13 protein-coding genes are annotated in these 14,913 nt (G+C 68.9%); 8 read left to right on the top strand and 5 right to left on the bottom strand.

Annotation, left to right across the window (positions count from 1 at the left end):
* Window positions 1–235: 235 nt before the first annotated feature.
* Window positions 236–1,678: an LVIVD repeat-containing protein gene (locus SALPAC2_RS0103495; protein WP_026184378.1), complete on the top strand. Its 1,443-nt coding sequence runs from the start codon at window positions 236–238 to the stop codon at window positions 1,676–1,678.
* Window positions 1,679–1,778: 100 nt separating this feature from the next.
* Here the strand turns inward: SALPAC2_RS0103495 and SALPAC2_RS0103490 are convergent, their stop codons facing one another.
* Genes SALPAC2_RS0103490 through SALPAC2_RS0103480 form a run of 3 tightly spaced genes read right to left on the bottom strand, consistent with a single transcriptional unit; the run spans window position 1,779 to window position 5,232 of the window.
* Window positions 1,779–2,603, bottom strand: a complete 825-nt coding sequence (locus tag SALPAC2_RS0103490; RefSeq protein WP_018215248.1) for a MerR family transcriptional regulator — start codon at window positions 2,601–2,603, stop codon at window positions 1,779–1,781.
* Window positions 2,604–2,657: 54 nt separating this feature from the next.
* Complete coding sequence (locus SALPAC2_RS0103485; protein ID WP_018215247.1) at window positions 2,658–4,268, bottom strand: asparagine synthetase B family protein; 1,611 nt, start codon at window positions 4,266–4,268, stop codon at window positions 2,658–2,660.
* Between the two features lie 4 nt (window positions 4,269–4,272).
* The gene (locus SALPAC2_RS0103480) at window positions 4,273–5,232 is read right to left on the bottom strand and encodes a DUF5715 family protein (RefSeq protein WP_026184377.1); all 960 of its coding nucleotides are present in this window, start codon (window positions 5,230–5,232) and stop codon (window positions 4,273–4,275) included.
* A 292-nt stretch (window positions 5,233–5,524) separates the two neighbouring features.
* On the opposite strand from SALPAC2_RS0103480, the gene SALPAC2_RS0103475 reads away from it, so the two are divergent.
* The 4 genes from SALPAC2_RS0103475 to SALPAC2_RS0103460 all read left to right on the top strand — a co-directional run bounded on the left by SALPAC2_RS0103475 (window position 5,525) and on the right by SALPAC2_RS0103460 (window position 10,719).
* The gene (locus SALPAC2_RS0103475) at window positions 5,525–7,264 is read left to right on the top strand and encodes a DEAD/DEAH box helicase (RefSeq protein ID WP_018215245.1); all 1,740 of its coding nucleotides are present in this window, start codon (window positions 5,525–5,527) and stop codon (window positions 7,262–7,264) included.
* 283 nt (window positions 7,265–7,547) lie between these two features.
* Entirely contained in the window at window positions 7,548–7,886 is a 339-nt protein-coding gene (locus SALPAC2_RS0103470) for a histone-like nucleoid-structuring protein Lsr2 (protein WP_018215244.1), read from the top strand.
* A 926-nt stretch (window positions 7,887–8,812) separates the two neighbouring features.
* Window positions 8,813–9,391, top strand: coding sequence for an ArsR/SmtB family transcription factor (locus SALPAC2_RS0103465; RefSeq protein ID WP_018215243.1), 579 nt, complete (start codon window positions 8,813–8,815; stop codon window positions 9,389–9,391).
* Window positions 9,388–10,719, top strand: a complete 1,332-nt coding sequence (locus tag SALPAC2_RS0103460; RefSeq protein ID WP_223874063.1) for an MFS transporter — start codon at window positions 9,388–9,390, stop codon at window positions 10,717–10,719. Before SALPAC2_RS0103465 ends, SALPAC2_RS0103460 begins: the two co-directional genes overlap by 4 nt.
* A gap of 15 nt (window positions 10,720–10,734) precedes the next feature.
* On the opposite strand, the gene SALPAC2_RS0103455 is transcribed toward SALPAC2_RS0103460, so the two are convergent.
* Window positions 10,735–11,442 (bottom strand): nitroreductase family protein, encoded by a 708-nt coding sequence (locus tag SALPAC2_RS0103455; protein ID WP_018215241.1) that lies wholly within the window; start codon window positions 11,440–11,442, stop codon window positions 10,735–10,737.
* A 47-nt stretch (window positions 11,443–11,489) separates the two neighbouring features.
* On the opposite strand from SALPAC2_RS0103455, the gene SALPAC2_RS0103450 reads away from it, so the two are divergent.
* The 3 genes from SALPAC2_RS0103450 to SALPAC2_RS0103440 all read left to right on the top strand — a co-directional run bounded on the left by SALPAC2_RS0103450 (window position 11,490) and on the right by SALPAC2_RS0103440 (window position 13,419).
* Complete coding sequence (locus tag SALPAC2_RS0103450; RefSeq protein ID WP_018215240.1) at window positions 11,490–12,221, top strand: helical backbone metal receptor; 732 nt, start codon at window positions 11,490–11,492, stop codon at window positions 12,219–12,221.
* Between the two features lie 118 nt (window positions 12,222–12,339).
* Window positions 12,340–12,903 (top strand): DoxX family membrane protein, encoded by a 564-nt coding sequence (locus tag SALPAC2_RS0103445; protein ID WP_018215239.1) that lies wholly within the window; start codon window positions 12,340–12,342, stop codon window positions 12,901–12,903.
* A 138-nt stretch (window positions 12,904–13,041) separates the two neighbouring features.
* Window positions 13,042–13,419 (top strand): FKBP-type peptidyl-prolyl cis-trans isomerase, encoded by a 378-nt coding sequence (locus SALPAC2_RS0103440; RefSeq protein WP_026184376.1) that lies wholly within the window; start codon window positions 13,042–13,044, stop codon window positions 13,417–13,419.
* 84 nt (window positions 13,420–13,503) lie between these two features.
* On the opposite strand, the gene SALPAC2_RS0103435 is transcribed toward SALPAC2_RS0103440, so the two are convergent.
* A complete protein-coding gene (locus tag SALPAC2_RS0103435) occupies window positions 13,504–14,769 on the bottom strand; it encodes a L,D-transpeptidase (protein ID WP_018215237.1) in 1,266 nt (421 codons plus the stop codon).
* Window positions 14,770–14,913 lie beyond the last annotated feature (144 nt).

Genomic DNA, 14,913 nt, shown 5'->3' with positions numbered 1-14,913 from the left:
CTAGCGGTCAAGGTCACGATGATCGTAGCCATCGACAACTGAGAGTATATGTGACATACATCACCGCCTTTCGCCTCGGCGGGCCCGGCTATCGGCAGCCCAAGAGCCTCGCCGCGCCGAGATCAACCAGAGCCAGCGGGCCGGACCGGATCGGATCGATCGCAATAGCTATCGACACTCGACATTGCAGCGGTAGGGTGTGGCCAGTCTTCACACCTCGCGAAGGGCCCCGCCGATGAGCAGATCCCGCACGCCGCGGTCCCGCTGGCTCGGCACACTGAGCCTGGCCGCGGCCGGCCTTCTCCTGACGAGCGTGGCCGCGCTGGCGCCCCAGGGCGCCAGCGCGGCCACCACCAAGTCCAGCGCCGTCACCACCGCGGACATCCCCGGGGTTGACGAGATCCGCAGCAGCCCCAACCTGAAGCAGGTCGCCAACCTGCCACTGGAAACACCGCTCGACGCGACGAACAGCGACCTCGCCTTCCAGGGCCGGTACGCCTTCGCCGGCAACTACAACGGCTTCGTTATCTACGACATCTCGCGTCCGGCCGCACCGACGGTCGTCTCCCGCGTGCTCTGTCCCGGCTCGCAGAATGACATCTCCGTCCACGGCGACCTGCTCTTCCTCTCCACCGACTCGCCCCGCAGCGACGACTCGTGCGACAGCATCAGGGTGCCGTCAAGCGAGACTCAGTGGGAGGGCATCAAGATCTTCGACATCAGCGACAAGGGCAACCCCCGCTACCTGAAGAGTGTGCAGACCGCCTGCGGTTCGCACACCCACACGCTGGTGCCCGGCCGAAACAAGGCGACGATGTACATCTACGTCTCGTCGTACGGCCCGTCGGACACGTACGTCGGCTGCCCGCCACCGCACGACTCGATCTCCATCGTCAAGGTGCCGGTACACCGGCCCACCGACGCGGCGGTGGTGGCCACCCCGAACCTCTTCCCCGACGGCGGCTACGAGGGCGTGCCGGGACAGAAGTCGGCGACCAGCGGTTGCCACGACATCACTGCCTACCCGTCGAAGAACCTGGCCGCCGGTGCCTGCATGGGTGACGGCATCCTGATGGACATCTCGGACCGCGAAGCGCCGCAGGTCATCAACCGGGTCCGGGACACCGAGAACTTCGCCTTCTGGCACTCCGCCACCTTCAACAACGCCGGCACAAAGGTGATCTTCACCGACGAGCTGGGCGGTGGCGGTGCCCCCACCTGCAACGACACCATCGGTCCCAACCGGGGAGCCGACGCCATCTACGACATCGTCGGTCGCGGCGACGACCGCACCCTGGTCTTCGGCAGCTACTTCAAAATCCCGCGGGAGAACGCCGACACCGAGAACTGCGTGGCACACAACGGCTCGCTGATCCCGGTGTTCGGGCGGGACATCATGGTCCAGGCGTGGTACCAGGGCGGCATCTCGGTCTGGGACTTCACCAACTCGGCCAACCCCCGCGAGATCGCGTACTGGGAGCGGGGCCCGCTGGACGAGGAAAACCTGGTCCTCGGCGGCTCCTGGTCCGCCTACTGGTACAACGGCTACATCTACTCCAACGACATCACCAAGGGCCTGGACGTTCTCCGGCTCAACGACTGGCGCACCTGGACGGCCAACTTCGTCCGCTTCCCGGAGCTGAACGCACAGACCCAGAATGGTCGCTTCGGCTGGTAACCGACGGGTAACCGCGCAGCCCGATCCCGACCGGACGCATCGTGGGGCCGGCTTCCATCCGGAAGCCGGCCCCACGTCTCGCTCGGCGGTCCGGCGTGACTCAGGCCCGCGTCACTGGCTGCTGCAGCTCCGTCACCCCGGCCGCGGGATCATCGGCACAGTACTCCAGGTACAGCTCGCGGGCGTAGCCCTCGGCCCGCCAACCGTTCTCCTCGATCCACTGAGCCAGCAGCTGCAGGGTCCCCGCGACCTCATTCATCGACCCGCGGTGAATCACCGTGGCCGCTGCCGGCACCGCCGGCAGGTCAACGACCGCCAAGTCCCGCGCCAGATCCGGGCTGACCGCGACCTCGATGGCGGCATGCACGACAACCTGCTCCCCGTCCCCGGCCGGCTCGTAATATGCCAGGCCCGGCCCGGCCGGCGACATCTCCGCCGCGGCCAGCCGCCGGAACAACTCCGGGTAGAGCGGCTGAATCGCCCGACCAATGTCAGCGGGCTCGTAGCTGGCCGCCGTCGTGGTCAACTCCGCGACGCGGAGCGTCGGTAGCTCCTTGAGCACGACATCCTGCGTGGTCATCCGACCCTCTCTCTCGATCGCCCGGAGCCTCGCCTCGATCCGGGTCAACCGCGCGGCGTCCGCGGCAAGCTGCGCCGCCAGCTGGGCCCGACGCAGCCGCAGCATGCCGCGCAACTCCGCGACATCCAACGCGTCGTCGAGGACCTGCTGCACCTGGGCCAGCGTGAGACCAAGATCCTTCAACGCGATCACCCGGTTGAGCCGGCGCAGCTGGTCGGCCGTGTAGTACCGGTAGCCGCTGCGGGCGTCAACAGCGACCGGCCGGAGCAGACCGATGCGGTCATAGTGTCGCAACATCCGCACCGATACCCGGCCGAGCCTGGCGAAGTCTCCGATAGAGAACATGGTCCCTCCACGGTCGGCCCTGACACGATGTCAGAGTCAACCCCCGGACCATCCTCAGCCGGGCGACGGCACGTCGTCCCCCGGGCTACGCCGCGGTCCGACCAGCCGGCGCACGACCGGCAGTGCGTTCCACTTCGCCGCGCCGACCAGGTCCCGGGCATGCTCCAGCACCGTGTAGTCCGGGCGGGCTCGGCCGGCGGCGATGGCCCGATCCAAGTCGTTGCCGCAGCTGGTCAGCACGCGGCCGAAATCCCGGCGTACCGGCTCGGCCAGGTCGTAGCGGAAGGAGCGGTGCAGCCGGGCGAAGACCGGTTTGTAGAGCCGGGCCCGCTCGTGCAGACCGGAGGAGTACGACATCGGGTTCTTCGGTCGCCGCCGGATGTAGTCCGGCAACAGATCGGCGAAGGCGCGCCGGACGATCCACTTCTCCTGCCCCGCGCGCAGTTTGAGCCCGATCGGCAACCGCATCGCGAGCTCGACCACCCTCGGGTCGAGGAACGGCACCCGGGCCTCCACCCCGTACGCCATGCTGGTGCGGTCCACGCGTTGCAACTCCGTACGGCCAAGATTGCTGATCTTGTGCAGGAAGAGCCGATGGGCATCCTGCGGGCCGACCCGGTGGTACATCGGGTAGCCGCCGAACAACTCGTCCGAGCCGTCGCCGGTGAGCGCCACCTTGACGCCCAACTCGCGCAGCCGTCGGAAGAGCGGCACCGAGACCACCGCGTTGATGATGTCGCCGTACTCGGTGAGTTCCGAAATCCGGATCGCCTCCCGGATCTGGGCCAGGCGAATGTCTCGCGGCTGCAACTCCACCACCTCGTGCGGGACCCCAAGGTCCTTCGCCAACCGACGCGCGTAACGCAGGTCGGGGCTCTCCGGCACGCCGACGGTGACCGCCACGCAGTCCGGGTGCAGCTCGCGGGCGTGTAGCAGCGCGAGGGAACTGTCCAGGCCACCGGAGAGGACCACACCGACGGTGAGGTCGGTGTCCAGCCGTGCCCGGATGCTGTCGGTGAGGGCGGCCCGGACGAGCAGGGCGGCCTCGTCCGGGTCGTCCACGATTGGCAGCCCCGCACCGAGGGCGAGCAGGTTGACGTACGGACGCAGGCAGGCTGCGACGTCGGCCTGCACCCAGCCGTGGTGTCCGGGCGGCACCTCGGTAACCGGCGCGCCGAAGCCGACCAGGGCCTTGACCTCGCTCGCCACATGCACACACCCCGGGGTCTGGGTCCAGTACAGCGGCTTGACCCCGAGCGGATCACGCACCAGGTACGCCCGTCCGCTGGCCCGTTCGACGATCACGAAGGCGTACTCACCGCGCAGCCGGGAGACCATCGCCTCGCCCCAGTGCAGGTACCCCGCGAGTACCACTTCGGTGTCGCTCGCCCCACGGAATCGGTGACCCAGGGCGGTCAGCTCCGCGCGCAGCTCATGGTGGTTGAAGACCTCGCCGTTGTAGCAGAGCACCCACCGCTCGTCGGCGGAGACCCAGGGTTGCACGGCCCGCTTCCGGTCCACCACCGGCAGCCGGCGCACCCCGGTGAGCAGGCCCGTCTCGGATCGGGTCTCGGTCACTTCACCGCGGGGCGCCAGGATGGCGAGCATCTGTCGGAAGACAGCCGGATCGGCCTCCGGACCGAGGCTCACCGCGATCCCACCCATGCGTTCAGACCCCCAGCTCGGCTTCGTATACCCGACGCAGTCGACCGCGCGCCCCGGGCGCCAGGCACAGGTGCCAGGCCTGCCCCTCGTCAACCACGTTGACCTCGCCCGACCGCTGCCGGGCGAGAAGCAGTTCGGCGAGGACGTCCCGGGCTCCGAAGCGGTCGAACCAGTTCATCTCCACATCCGCGGCCCAGCCGAGGCAGTGCCCGCTGGGCAGCACTGCCGCATACCCGAGCTGGCGCAGCCGGTACTGGTGCTCCGCGCTGCGTACCAGGCTGGTCACCCAGAGCGGCGGGGTGCCGGCGGGGGCGTGGGCGACGAACTCGCGGGCGATGTCGTTGAGTAGTGCCACCATCTCCCGGCGGGATCGGCGGAACAGCAACCCGGCGGTCTGTGGAGCAGCGCCGGGGCGGATTCGGTGCCGCAGTGCCCGCATTCCGCGCTCGAAGATCGTGGCCGGCTGTTCCTGGTAGCGGAAGCGCAGCAGGTCCCGGCGGCGCAGCCACTCCAGGTCAACCAGGTCGGTGCTCTGGTTGACCTGCTCGTCGGTGCGGTAGGTGAGCGCGTCGCGCCACCACATGACGTCGATGCGCGAGAGCAGGTAGATCCGGACCAGGGCGGTAAGGTCAGCCGCGGAACTGCGCTCGCTCGGCTGGTAGCGAGCCATCTCCAACAGCAGCGTCTCGCGCGCGCCGACCAGCCCTGATGGAGTGGCATCCAGCACCGCCGCGATGGCCGGCTCGCGCAACCGCTGGTCGATCAGCACCTGGCGGGCTACGGTGCTGGCGACGCCAGCGAGCGCAGCCACCTCAATCAACAAATCGGCGACGGCCGCTCGGTACGCGTCCAGGTCGGGCTCGCCGGCCGGAAGCCGGCGGGACACGTCTGCCGCCGCGCGGCGGGCGGAAGCCGGGATGGACGGGCCGGGCTGCTGGCCCGGGCTTCGGCTGGGCACACGCATCGTCGGCCCCCTCTCCCGTCTTCGCACGCCAGGAAGCGTCACTCTGCGTGAGATCGTAATCACCTCTAGCGGGTATTAGGCCGAATATTCCTCCTATTTCCCCGTTAAGAACCTAAAACAGCTTGGAAGGGAGCTAAGCACCAGCATGCGGACAGCTAGCCAGGGATCCGGCGGGGCCCGCAGCCCCGCCACCCGGGTTCGCAACCGCACCGCCACCCGCGGCAACATCGGCCGACGCAATGATGTGCCGGTCGGCGAAGCGGGCCCCGAGTCGTGATGAAAGGCTTGTCGCATGAGCTCCGCACCCGTTAGGCCAGATCCAGCTGCCGAACCGTCCACTGCCGACGAGGCGACCGCCTTCGTCGACCTGGGCCTGCGCGACGAACTCCTCGCCGCGCTCGCCGCGCTCGGCTACGAGGAGCCGACGCCGATCCAGCGGGAGGCGATCCCTCCCCTGCTCGCCGGACGGGACCTACTCGGCCAGGCTGCCACGGGCACCGGCAAGACGGCCGCATTCGCCCTACCGTTACTGCAACGGATGCCCGCCGACCGGTCGACCGCCGATCCGGTGGCGCTGGTGCTGGTACCCACCCGAGAGCTGGCAGTGCAGGTCTCGGAGGCGTTCCATCGGTACGGCAAGGAACTTGGCACCCGGGTGCTGCCAATCTACGGCGGCCAGCCGATCGGTCGGCAGCTGCGGGCTCTGGACGCGGGGGTGGACATCGTGGTGGCCACGCCCGGCCGAGCGCTCGACCACATCGCTCGTGGCACCCTCCGCCTGGGTGACGTCGGCACCGTCGTGCTGGACGAGGCCGACGAGATGCTGGACATGGGCTTCGCCGAGGACATCGAGGCGATCCTGGAACACGCGCCGGAACAGCGGCAGACCGTCCTCTTCTCGGCGACCATGCCGGCCCGCATCGACGGCATGGCCCGGGCGTATCTGACCGACCCGATCCGCATCCTCATCGCGCGGGAGAAGCCGGTGGCGGGGGAGGCACCCCGGGTACGGCAGAGCGCGTACCTGGTGGCCCGAGCGCACAAACCCGCCGCGCTGGGCCGGGTGCTGGACGTCGAGTCCCCCACTGCGGCGATCGTCTTCTGCCGCAGCCGGGAGGAGGTTGACCGGCTCACCGAGACGATGAACGGTCGCGGCTACCGGGCCGAGGCGCTGCACGGCGGGATGAGTCAGGAGCAGCGAGACCGGGTGATGGGTCGACTGCGTGCCGGCACCGCCGACCTGCTGGTCGCCACCGACGTGGCAGCGCGGGGCCTGGACGTCGAGCAGCTCAGCCACGTCGTCAACTACGACGTCCCCTCGGCGCCCGAGTCGTACGTGCACCGGATCGGCCGGGTGGGGCGAGCCGGCCGGGAGGGAGTGGCGATCACTCTCGCCGAACCGCGGGCGCACCGGATGCTCAAGACCATCGAGCGGGTCACCGGTCAACGGATCACCATCGACAAGATCCCCACCGTGGCGGACCTGCGCAATCGTCGCCTGGAACTCACCCAGGCGGCGCTGCGGGAGAGCCTGCTGGAAGACGACCTGGAGCCGTTCCGGGTGATCGTCGAGTCGCTGAGCGACGAGTTCGACCTGATGGAGGTGGCCCTCGCCGCGGTACGCCTGGCCCACGAGGCCACCCTGCCGGGCGCGCTGGAGGAGGAAGAGGAGATCCCGCAGATCGCGGTTCGCCCACCCCGGACCGGCCGACCGGGACAGGAGGGCCGGGGGGAGCGTCGGCCGGGACGGCCCCGGAGCGCCGGCACCACCCAGGTCTTCGTCGGGCTGGGCCGGCGGGCCGGGGTCCGACCGCAGGATCTGGTCGGCGCGATCACCGGCGAGACCGGCATGAACGGACGGGACATCGGCTCGATCGAGATCGCAGACCGCTTCTCGCTGGTGGAGGTGCCGTCGGGGCTGGCCGACGAGGTGATCTCGGGCCTGCGCGGCAGCACCATCAAGGGACGCCGGGCAACCGTTCGCCGCGACCGGGACACCGACGGGGGTGACCGCCGCCAGCAGCACCGTTAGCGGGCGCGCGGTCGCCAACGCGCTGGCATTGACGAGGGCGTGTTAGCGGCCCTCGTCGGCGGCGATCGGCTCCTCGCCACCGCGTGCTACCAAACTCCGGGCGCACCAGCCGGCCAACGGTGGTCGGCATTGGTGCGCCCGAGGTGTTTCGGTTGTCACCATGGCGATTCGGCACCAGATTTCGCCTCCCCCGAAATGAAGTCGACGCGTTTTGTTGCGAAAATGCCCGGCGATAGGTCAAACTTTGACCCACACCCCGCCCCCACACAGGGAGTAATCGGCCATGGCAAGAAAAGTAATCACGGTTCTGACCGACGACCTCGACGGCGGGAAAGCCGATCGGACCGTTGAGTTCAGCCTGGACGGCGTGGCGTACACCATCGACGTGTCCGACGAGAATGCGGGCATCCTCCGGAAGACGCTGGATCCGTATCTGAGCGCCGGCCGCAGGATCGGCCGGGGCGGCGTGGACACGTCACGGACGCTGCGACGGGGCACCAGCACTGGAATAGACCGGGAGCAGAACCGTGCGATCCGGGAATGGGCCGCGCAGAACGGCTACAAGATTTCTGAGCGCGGTCGCATCCCGGTAGAGGTGGTCGAGGCGTACAAGAAGCGCTGAGCGCCCAGGTACCCGCCCGAGCGGGGCCGTGCCGAGTCCGGCACGGCCCCGCTGCCTTTTCGCCGGCCAAACGGCCCGCCGCCAGTGCCGCGCCCCGCACTCACCACCATGCCGGCGGGCGGTCGCCCGACCGGGCCCGCTCCACCAGGAACAGACACGTTTCGGAATCGACCGCGAGGGACCGGAATCGCCGGACCACCGACGGTCGCCCGGTAGCTGAATTGATCCGGGCTCGCCGACATTCGACCGTGACCGGGGCTCGGCTCATACCAGTCCACCACCATCGGACTTGGCTACAGCCGGTACCGGCCAGCCAGTTAAGGGCCCCACGATGGTCAGCGCGGGCCGACTGCCCGCATCGGCGATAGCGTGATCCCTGTTGATGGAGACAGCGACTTCACCCGTCCGACTCGATCGATGTCGGGCGATATGCTCCAAATGCTGCACGAGCAGCAATCAACCCGAGAGCATAGATGTCGACTGCCGCATCGCGCTCCGGACAGACCGGCCCCCGCCAGATCTCGGCCAAATCCCTCCTTCGTCGTCGCCCTCCGCATCGCCCCGGGTTTACCAAGTCGCTGCTGGGCCACGGGGGTTAGCGGTTTGCGGAAGGCCGCGCGGCCAGCCATCTGATGCGGTCTATAGCTCCGACGCCGGCCGGATCAGGACCATCTGGCGACACGACATGGCGGAGCACTGCCGGTCGCACCCCGCGAGGGTCACTACCGAGCCATCGGCCAATGCCAGTTGTTGAGGTGATCCGCGCGGGCGGCCGAGTCCGCTAGGCCAACCAGCAACCCGGGCGAACGGCGCTCCTTCGTTCAGCTGGCACGCGCATCGAGGCAGCCCCGGCAGGCCCAAGATTCCACCACAGTCATTGCACAACACACCTTTCACAAGAACTATTGTCTTGCTAGTCTCCCGGCGTGGACTCTCGACCGACGCGGCACATCCGAAACATCCAGGCACTCGGCGCACTGGCCCATCCGGTACGACAGCGCCTGCTCGACGTACTCAAACTGGAAGGGCCCGCTACGGTCGGCGCGCTGTCTGAGGCGACCAACCAGGCGGTCGGTAACGTGAGCCACCATCTTCGCGTCCTAGCCTCGGCCGAGCTCATCGAGGAAGCACCGGAGTTGGCCAGAAACCGCCGGGAGCGGTGGTGGCGTCTTGTCTCCGCGGACGTGCGCTGGAGCCGGGTTGACTTCGATACCGACGCCTTGTCCGAAGCGGTCGCACACGCTGTAGGCACCATGGTGTTCGACCGTCAGGGGGCGTTCTTCCGGCAATGGCTCGCCGAGCGAGGAACCTATGACGCCGCCTGGCACGAGGGGTGCGCTGTCTCCGCCGAGACGTGGCTACGGCTGACCGCCGACGAGACCCGCCAGGTAGCAAACGAGCTGACCGAGGTGCTCACCCGTTGGGCGAACCGAGAGGTCCCGGACGACGGACAGCAGCGGGAATCGGTGTTGGCTGTCGCCCACACCGTCCCTGCGACTCCGTGAGGTCCATACCAGAGCGCCTACCTGCCCGCTGGGGCCTGCTCGCGGATCGAGACTTTCGGCTGTTGTTCCTGGGGGAAACCGCCAGCAAGTTCGGCAGTAGCGTCACCACGGTCGCACTACCCCTGATCGGCGTCGTTGAGTTGCAGGTGAGCGCGTTCACCGTCGCTATGCTGACCGCCTCGGTGTGGCTGCCCTGGCTGGTGCTTGGCCTGCCGGCCGGTGTCTGGGTGGGGCAGCTGCCTCGCCGTACGGTCATGCTGGCCTGCAACGTCGTGTCGGCTGGGGCGTTTGCCAGCATCCCCCTCGCGGCGGTGCTCGACGTGTTGACCGTCGCGCACCTGTTGGCGGTCGGGCTGCTTGCCGGGATGGCCTCGGTCTTCTTCACGACCGCCTACCAGGTTTATCTGCCGGAGCTGGTCGAACCGAGTCACCTTGTCGAGGGCAATGCCAAGCTTCAGGGCAGCGCCTCCGCCGCCCAGGTCGCCGGTCCCGGCGTCGGGGGTCTGCTCGCCCAGTGGCTCGGCGCGGTCACCGGTCTGCTGGTCAACGCCGCCACCTTCCTGCTGGCCACCCTCATGCTCGCCCTGATCCGGGCCCCTGGGCAGCCCCCGGAACCGCGGCTGACCACCCGCCCGTCGCTGCTACGCGAGGTGCGCGAGGGTCTCCGCTTCACGCTGCGAGATCCTTACCTACGTACCCTCACCGCGTTTGGGTCCGCAGCCAACCTCACCCTGATCGGCTACCAGTCCATACTCGTGCTCTTCCTCGTCCGGGAGGTGGGGGTCACCCCCGGGCTCACCGGCCTACTCGTCAGCACGGGCGCCCTCGGCGGCATCCTCGGCGCCATCATCGCCCGACCACTCTGCAGGCGACTGGGCACCGCACGCAGCATCCTGCTCAGCCACCTCGCCGCTGCGCCGTTCGGACTACTGATACCGACAGTTGGTAATGACTGGACGCTCGTGCTGTTCGTCGTCGGGTCGCTCCTACTCGCCACCGGCGTAATGGTCTGCAGCGTGGTCTCGGCGAGCTTCCGCCAGACCTACCCCCCGCCGCACCTACTCAGTCGTGTTGTGTCCACCGCCATGTTCGTCAACTACGGCACGATCCCCCTCGGCGCGTTGCTAAGTGGCGTCCTTGCCTCCGTGATCGGCCTTCGCCCCACGATGTGGGCCATGCTGATCCTGTACGTGTCGTGTTGGACGATTCTCGGCGCGAGCCCGTTGCGTCGGCGAGTGGATCTACCCACCTCGGCCGTGGCCCAGCCTGCCGAGCGGGGGGACCGCACCGCGGGTGCCGTTCCCTACCGCTCCGTCGGTCAACGATGACGGCCGTGCCCCGGATCAGCGCCAGACGACCACCTCGTCCAGCGGCTTGCGGGAGATGTCCGGCACGGTCGCCCCCTCCGCCGGGTAGCCGACCGGAATAATCAGGTTTCCCCGCTCCTCCGCCGGCCGGTCCAACAACTCGTTGAGGAAACGCATCGGACTCGGGGTGTGGGTCAGGGTGGCGAGGCCAGCCTGGTGCAGCGCGGCGAGCAGTAGCCCGACCGCGATCCCCACCGACTCCTTGACGTAGTAGGGGCGGGGACTCTGTGGGCCGCGGTGGACCTCGAAGACGACGATCACCGCTGGGGCGGTCTCCAGGAACGGCTTGCTCGCGTCCGTTCCCAGCGGCGCCAGCGCCGACAGCCACTCCTGCGGGGCGCGCTGCTCGTAGAACACCCGCTCCTCGGCCTCCGCTGCGACACGCAGCCGCCGCTTGAGCTCCGGTTCGGTTACCACCACGAACCGCCACGGCTGCCGGTTCGCGCCGCTCGGCGCCGAGGCCGCCGCCCGCAGGGCGTGCTCGAGCACCCCCTCCGGGACCGGCATCTCGCTGAAGTCCCGCACGGTACGGCGCCGGACCATCGCCTCGGCGAACCCGCGTACCCGAGCCAGCGCCGCCGCGGGCGGCACGCCGTAGTCGGAGAGTGGTCGGACGGCGGGGGGCTGCTCAGCACGGTTCGGCGACATCCGGCCATTGTCGGCCGCCCGGGTGGCGGTGGCCACTCCCGCGTCGGCATGATCGACGTAACGGCCGACGGGAGGCGGAGCGGATGCGGGTGGTCTCACTGGTGCCGTCGCTGACCGAGGCCGTGGCGTTGACGCTGCCCGGGGTGCTGGTCGGTGCCACCGAGTGGTGCACCCACCCGGTGGGGCTGCAGGTGCCCCGGGTCGGCGGCAGCAAGTACCCGGACCTGGACCGGGTCCGCGCGCTCCGGCCGGATCTGGTCCTGCTCAACGTCGAGGAGAACCGGCGTGAGGACGCGGACGCTCTGGTGGCGGCGGGGGTGCCGGTGCGGGTCACCTACCCTCGTACCGTCGATGGGGCGCTCACCGAGTTGGCCGAGCTCCTCACCGAGCTGGGTTCGCCGGGTGAGCCCGAGTGGTTGGTCTCCGCCCGCCGCGTCTGGGCGGACCTGCCCGCGGACCGGTCGCCGCGCCGGGCCGTGGTGCCGGTCTGGCGGCGCCCGTGGGTGGCGCTGGGCCGGGACACGTTCGCCGGGGACGTGCTCCGGCGACTGGGGCTGACCAATCTGTACGCCGACCACGCCGAGCGGTATCCTCGGCCGTCCCTGGACGAGCTACGCGGCCGGGCTCCTGCGCTGGTCGTGCTGCCCGACGAGCCATACCGTTTCACTGTGGATGATGGGCCGGAGGCATTCCCCGGGCTACCGTGCGCCCTCGTCTCCGGTCGGCACCTGACGTGGTACGGCCCGTCCCTGGTGGAGGCGCCCGCCGTCCTGGCCGCCCAGTTGGCGGCACCGGTCACCCACCCGGCGGGTTGACCCACAGGCCCAAGGTCCCGGCTGGCGAACCCCACTTGACCCTGTTCGCACTCATTGCCGCTGCGATCCAATTGAAGTACCACAGACAGTGCGATTCGAGGCACCAGCAGGAAGGGGCGTGGAGACGATGACCGCAACCACCAAGCGGAACGCCGCCGAGACCACCAGCAACCTGAACCAGGTCGAAACCGGGCCGGGGCGAGCCGCCCGCCACGTACTGGCCGGCACCCGCCTGGCGCTGGGCTGGATCTTCCTCTGGGCCTTTCTCGACAAGCTGTTCGGGCTGGGGCGGGCGACCGAAGCCGACAGTGCCTGGATCAACGGCGGCAGCCCGACGAAGGGCTTCCTGAGCTTCGGCGCGACCGGCCCGTTCAAGGGCTTCTACAACAGCATCGCGGGCGCGGCCTGGGCCGACTGGCTGTTCATGATCGGGCTGGCGGCGATCGGCACCGCCCTACTGCTCGGGATCGGCATCCGGGTCGCCGCCGCGACCGGCGGACTACTCATGGTCCTGATGTGGACGGCCGCCCTGCCGCCGTCGAACAACCCGTTCATGGACGACCACCTGATCTACGCCGCGGTGCTGGCGGTCATCGCCCTGCTCAACGCCGGCGACACCTGGGGTCTCGGTCGAGCCTGGGCCGGACTCCCGATCGTACGGCGGATGCCCTGGCTCCGTTGACGATCCCGGTACTCCGCTGGGCGGGTGTCACCACTGGTGACGCCCGCCCAGCGTGGTTACCGCCCCCTGGCGGTCGGCCTGCGGCGATCCGGCAGGATCGGGCAGGTCAGGCAGGACGACGAAGGACAGGAGATGCTGGTGAACCAGGCAACGAAGCCCGAGGTGGGACCGATCGAGGGCGACCCGCCGAGCGACCTCCTCGTCGAGGAGATCACTGTCGGCGAGGGCGCGGAGGCGAAGGCCGGGCAGGTCGCCCGCGTCCACTACGTGGGTGTCGCCCACTCCACGGGCCGTGAGTTCGACGCATCGTGGAACCGCGGCGAGCCGCTCGAGTTCCCCCTCGGTGGCGGGCGGGTCATCGCCGGCTGGGACCAGGGTGTGGTCGGCATGCGGGTCGGCGGCCGACGGCGACTGACCATTCCGCCGCACCTCGCCTACGGCGACCGCGGCGCCGGTGGCGTCATTCGGCCAGGCGAGACGCTGGTCTTCGTCGTTGACCTGGTCGGCCTCCGCTGACCGGTCCGACCAACCGGGCCCGGGCGTTCCCTCCGGCTTACCGGAGGGAACGCCCGGGACAACCCGTCACCTCAGCTCCGGCGGTCAGCCGCCGCTCACGGAGGGCTCTGGAGCAGGGGAACCGCTGCCCTCGGACGGCACCGGTGCGGGAGAGCCGCCGGCCACCGCGCCCGGGTTCGGGGCGGCCGGACTCGGTTTCAGACTTGCCGGCACGGGCAGGGCGCTGCCCTTGACGTACTCCTCCCAGCTCACGTTCCAGGCGGTCCAGCCGTTGCCCTCGCCCAACGTCACCTCGGTGCCCTTGATGGTCACCAGGTCGCCGACCTGGGTGACGCCCATCAGCCAGTCGGCGCTGCCGGCCGAGAGGTTGGTACAGCCGTGGGAGACGTTGCGGTACCCCTGAACGCCCTCCGACCAGGGCGCGCCGTGTAGGAATTCGCCCTGCCAGGTCAGCCGCTGCGCATCTTCGACATCCACCACGTACGGGTCCGCCGAGCCACGGGTGTCGAAGGTGGTGAACTCATGCTTCTCCATGATCACCATCTTCCCACTGGAGGTCGGCGTGCTCGGCTTGCCGAGGCTCACCGGTAGCTCCCGCAGCAGCTTTCCGTCCTGGAACACCGACATCTGCTTGGTCTCGTTGTCGATCTCCAAGGCGACCTGACGACCGATCTTCGAGGTCGCCCGCCGGTCGGCGTCGCCCACGTACTCCTCACCGATCGGCAGGCCCTCCAAACCGGCGCGGAAACTGATCGTCGTACCCGGTTGCCAGAAGTCCGGCGCCCGGTAGTAGACCTGGCTGCCGTCGGATACCCAGGACCACGCCCCGGGCTGGGATGGATTGGTCCGCACAAACAAGCGCCGCTGAACGGCCGCCCGGGCCTCCTCCGGAATCGGCGGATCGAACGCGACCGTCACCGGCATAGCGGTTCCGTACGTCCGGTCATCCGCGAAATACAACGTGCTGGTAATTGCCGGTTTCGTGGACTTCGGCCCGGTGGTGAAGGTGGTTTTCCGAGTGGTAGTTGTTTTACCCGAGTTACCGGTAGCAGTCACCTCGGCCGTGTATGTCCGTTCTGGCGTTAGCGGCGCGCTCGGCACCCAGGTCGAGCCATCCTCCCGGGGCTCTCCCTTGACCTCGGCCCCCGTGTCGTCGGTGACGCGGATCGCCGTAATTGTCCCGTCCTTGACCGCGGTGCCGACCTCGGCGCTGATCGGGATGTCTTTCGCTCGGTCGGCCGGCGTCACGGTCAATTCCGGCGGAGCCGGTTGGGCCTCCTCGCGCTTGTCGGCGGTGCACCCGCCGAGCGCCACCGACACGGCCGCGACGGTTACCGTGAGCAGCGTCATTCGCCGCCTAATTGTCATGTGCGTACCCCCCGTTGATCGCCTCCTCCGCCACATTCTCTCCGCCAAGCAACCCGGGTAACGCAATTTCAATAAAATCGGCGGCGCAATTATCGCCCCTGTTTCACGGCTTCGTGCTTTCTGTTC

It is taken from the genome of Salinispora vitiensis, assembly GCF_000378825.1.
GTDB lineage: Bacteria > Actinomycetota > Actinomycetes > Mycobacteriales > Micromonosporaceae > Micromonospora > Micromonospora vitiensis.
This window is presented reverse-complemented; position numbering and strand designations above follow the sequence as displayed.

What these genes read in the sequence shown, in the direction of transcription:
- SALPAC2_RS0103470 (WP_018215244.1), top strand. Translation starts at nt 7,548, where the DNA reads ATGGCAAGAAAAGTAATCACGGTTCTGACCGACGACCTCGACGGCGGG.
- SALPAC2_RS0103495 (WP_026184378.1), top strand. Translation starts at nt 236, where the DNA reads ATGAGCAGATCCCGCACGCCGCGGTCCCGCTGGCTCGGCACACTGAGC.
- SALPAC2_RS0103475 (WP_018215245.1), top strand. Translation starts at nt 5,525, where the DNA reads ATGAGCTCCGCACCCGTTAGGCCAGATCCAGCTGCCGAACCGTCCACT.
- SALPAC2_RS0103485 (WP_018215247.1), bottom strand. Translation starts at nt 4,268, where the DNA reads ATGGGTGGGATCGCGGTGAGCCTCGGTCCGGAGGCCGATCCGGCTGTC.
- SALPAC2_RS0103490 (WP_018215248.1), bottom strand. Translation starts at nt 2,603, where the DNA reads ATGTTCTCTATCGGAGACTTCGCCAGGCTCGGCCGGGTATCGGTGCGG.
- SALPAC2_RS0103450 (WP_018215240.1), top strand. Translation starts at nt 11,490, where the DNA reads ATGCGGGTGGTCTCACTGGTGCCGTCGCTGACCGAGGCCGTGGCGTTG.
- SALPAC2_RS0103480 (WP_026184377.1), bottom strand. Translation starts at nt 5,232, where the DNA reads ATGCGTGTGCCCAGCCGAAGCCCGGGCCAGCAGCCCGGCCCGTCCATC.
- SALPAC2_RS0103435 (WP_018215237.1), bottom strand. Translation starts at nt 14,769, where the DNA reads ATGACGCTGCTCACGGTAACCGTCGCGGCCGTGTCGGTGGCGCTCGGC.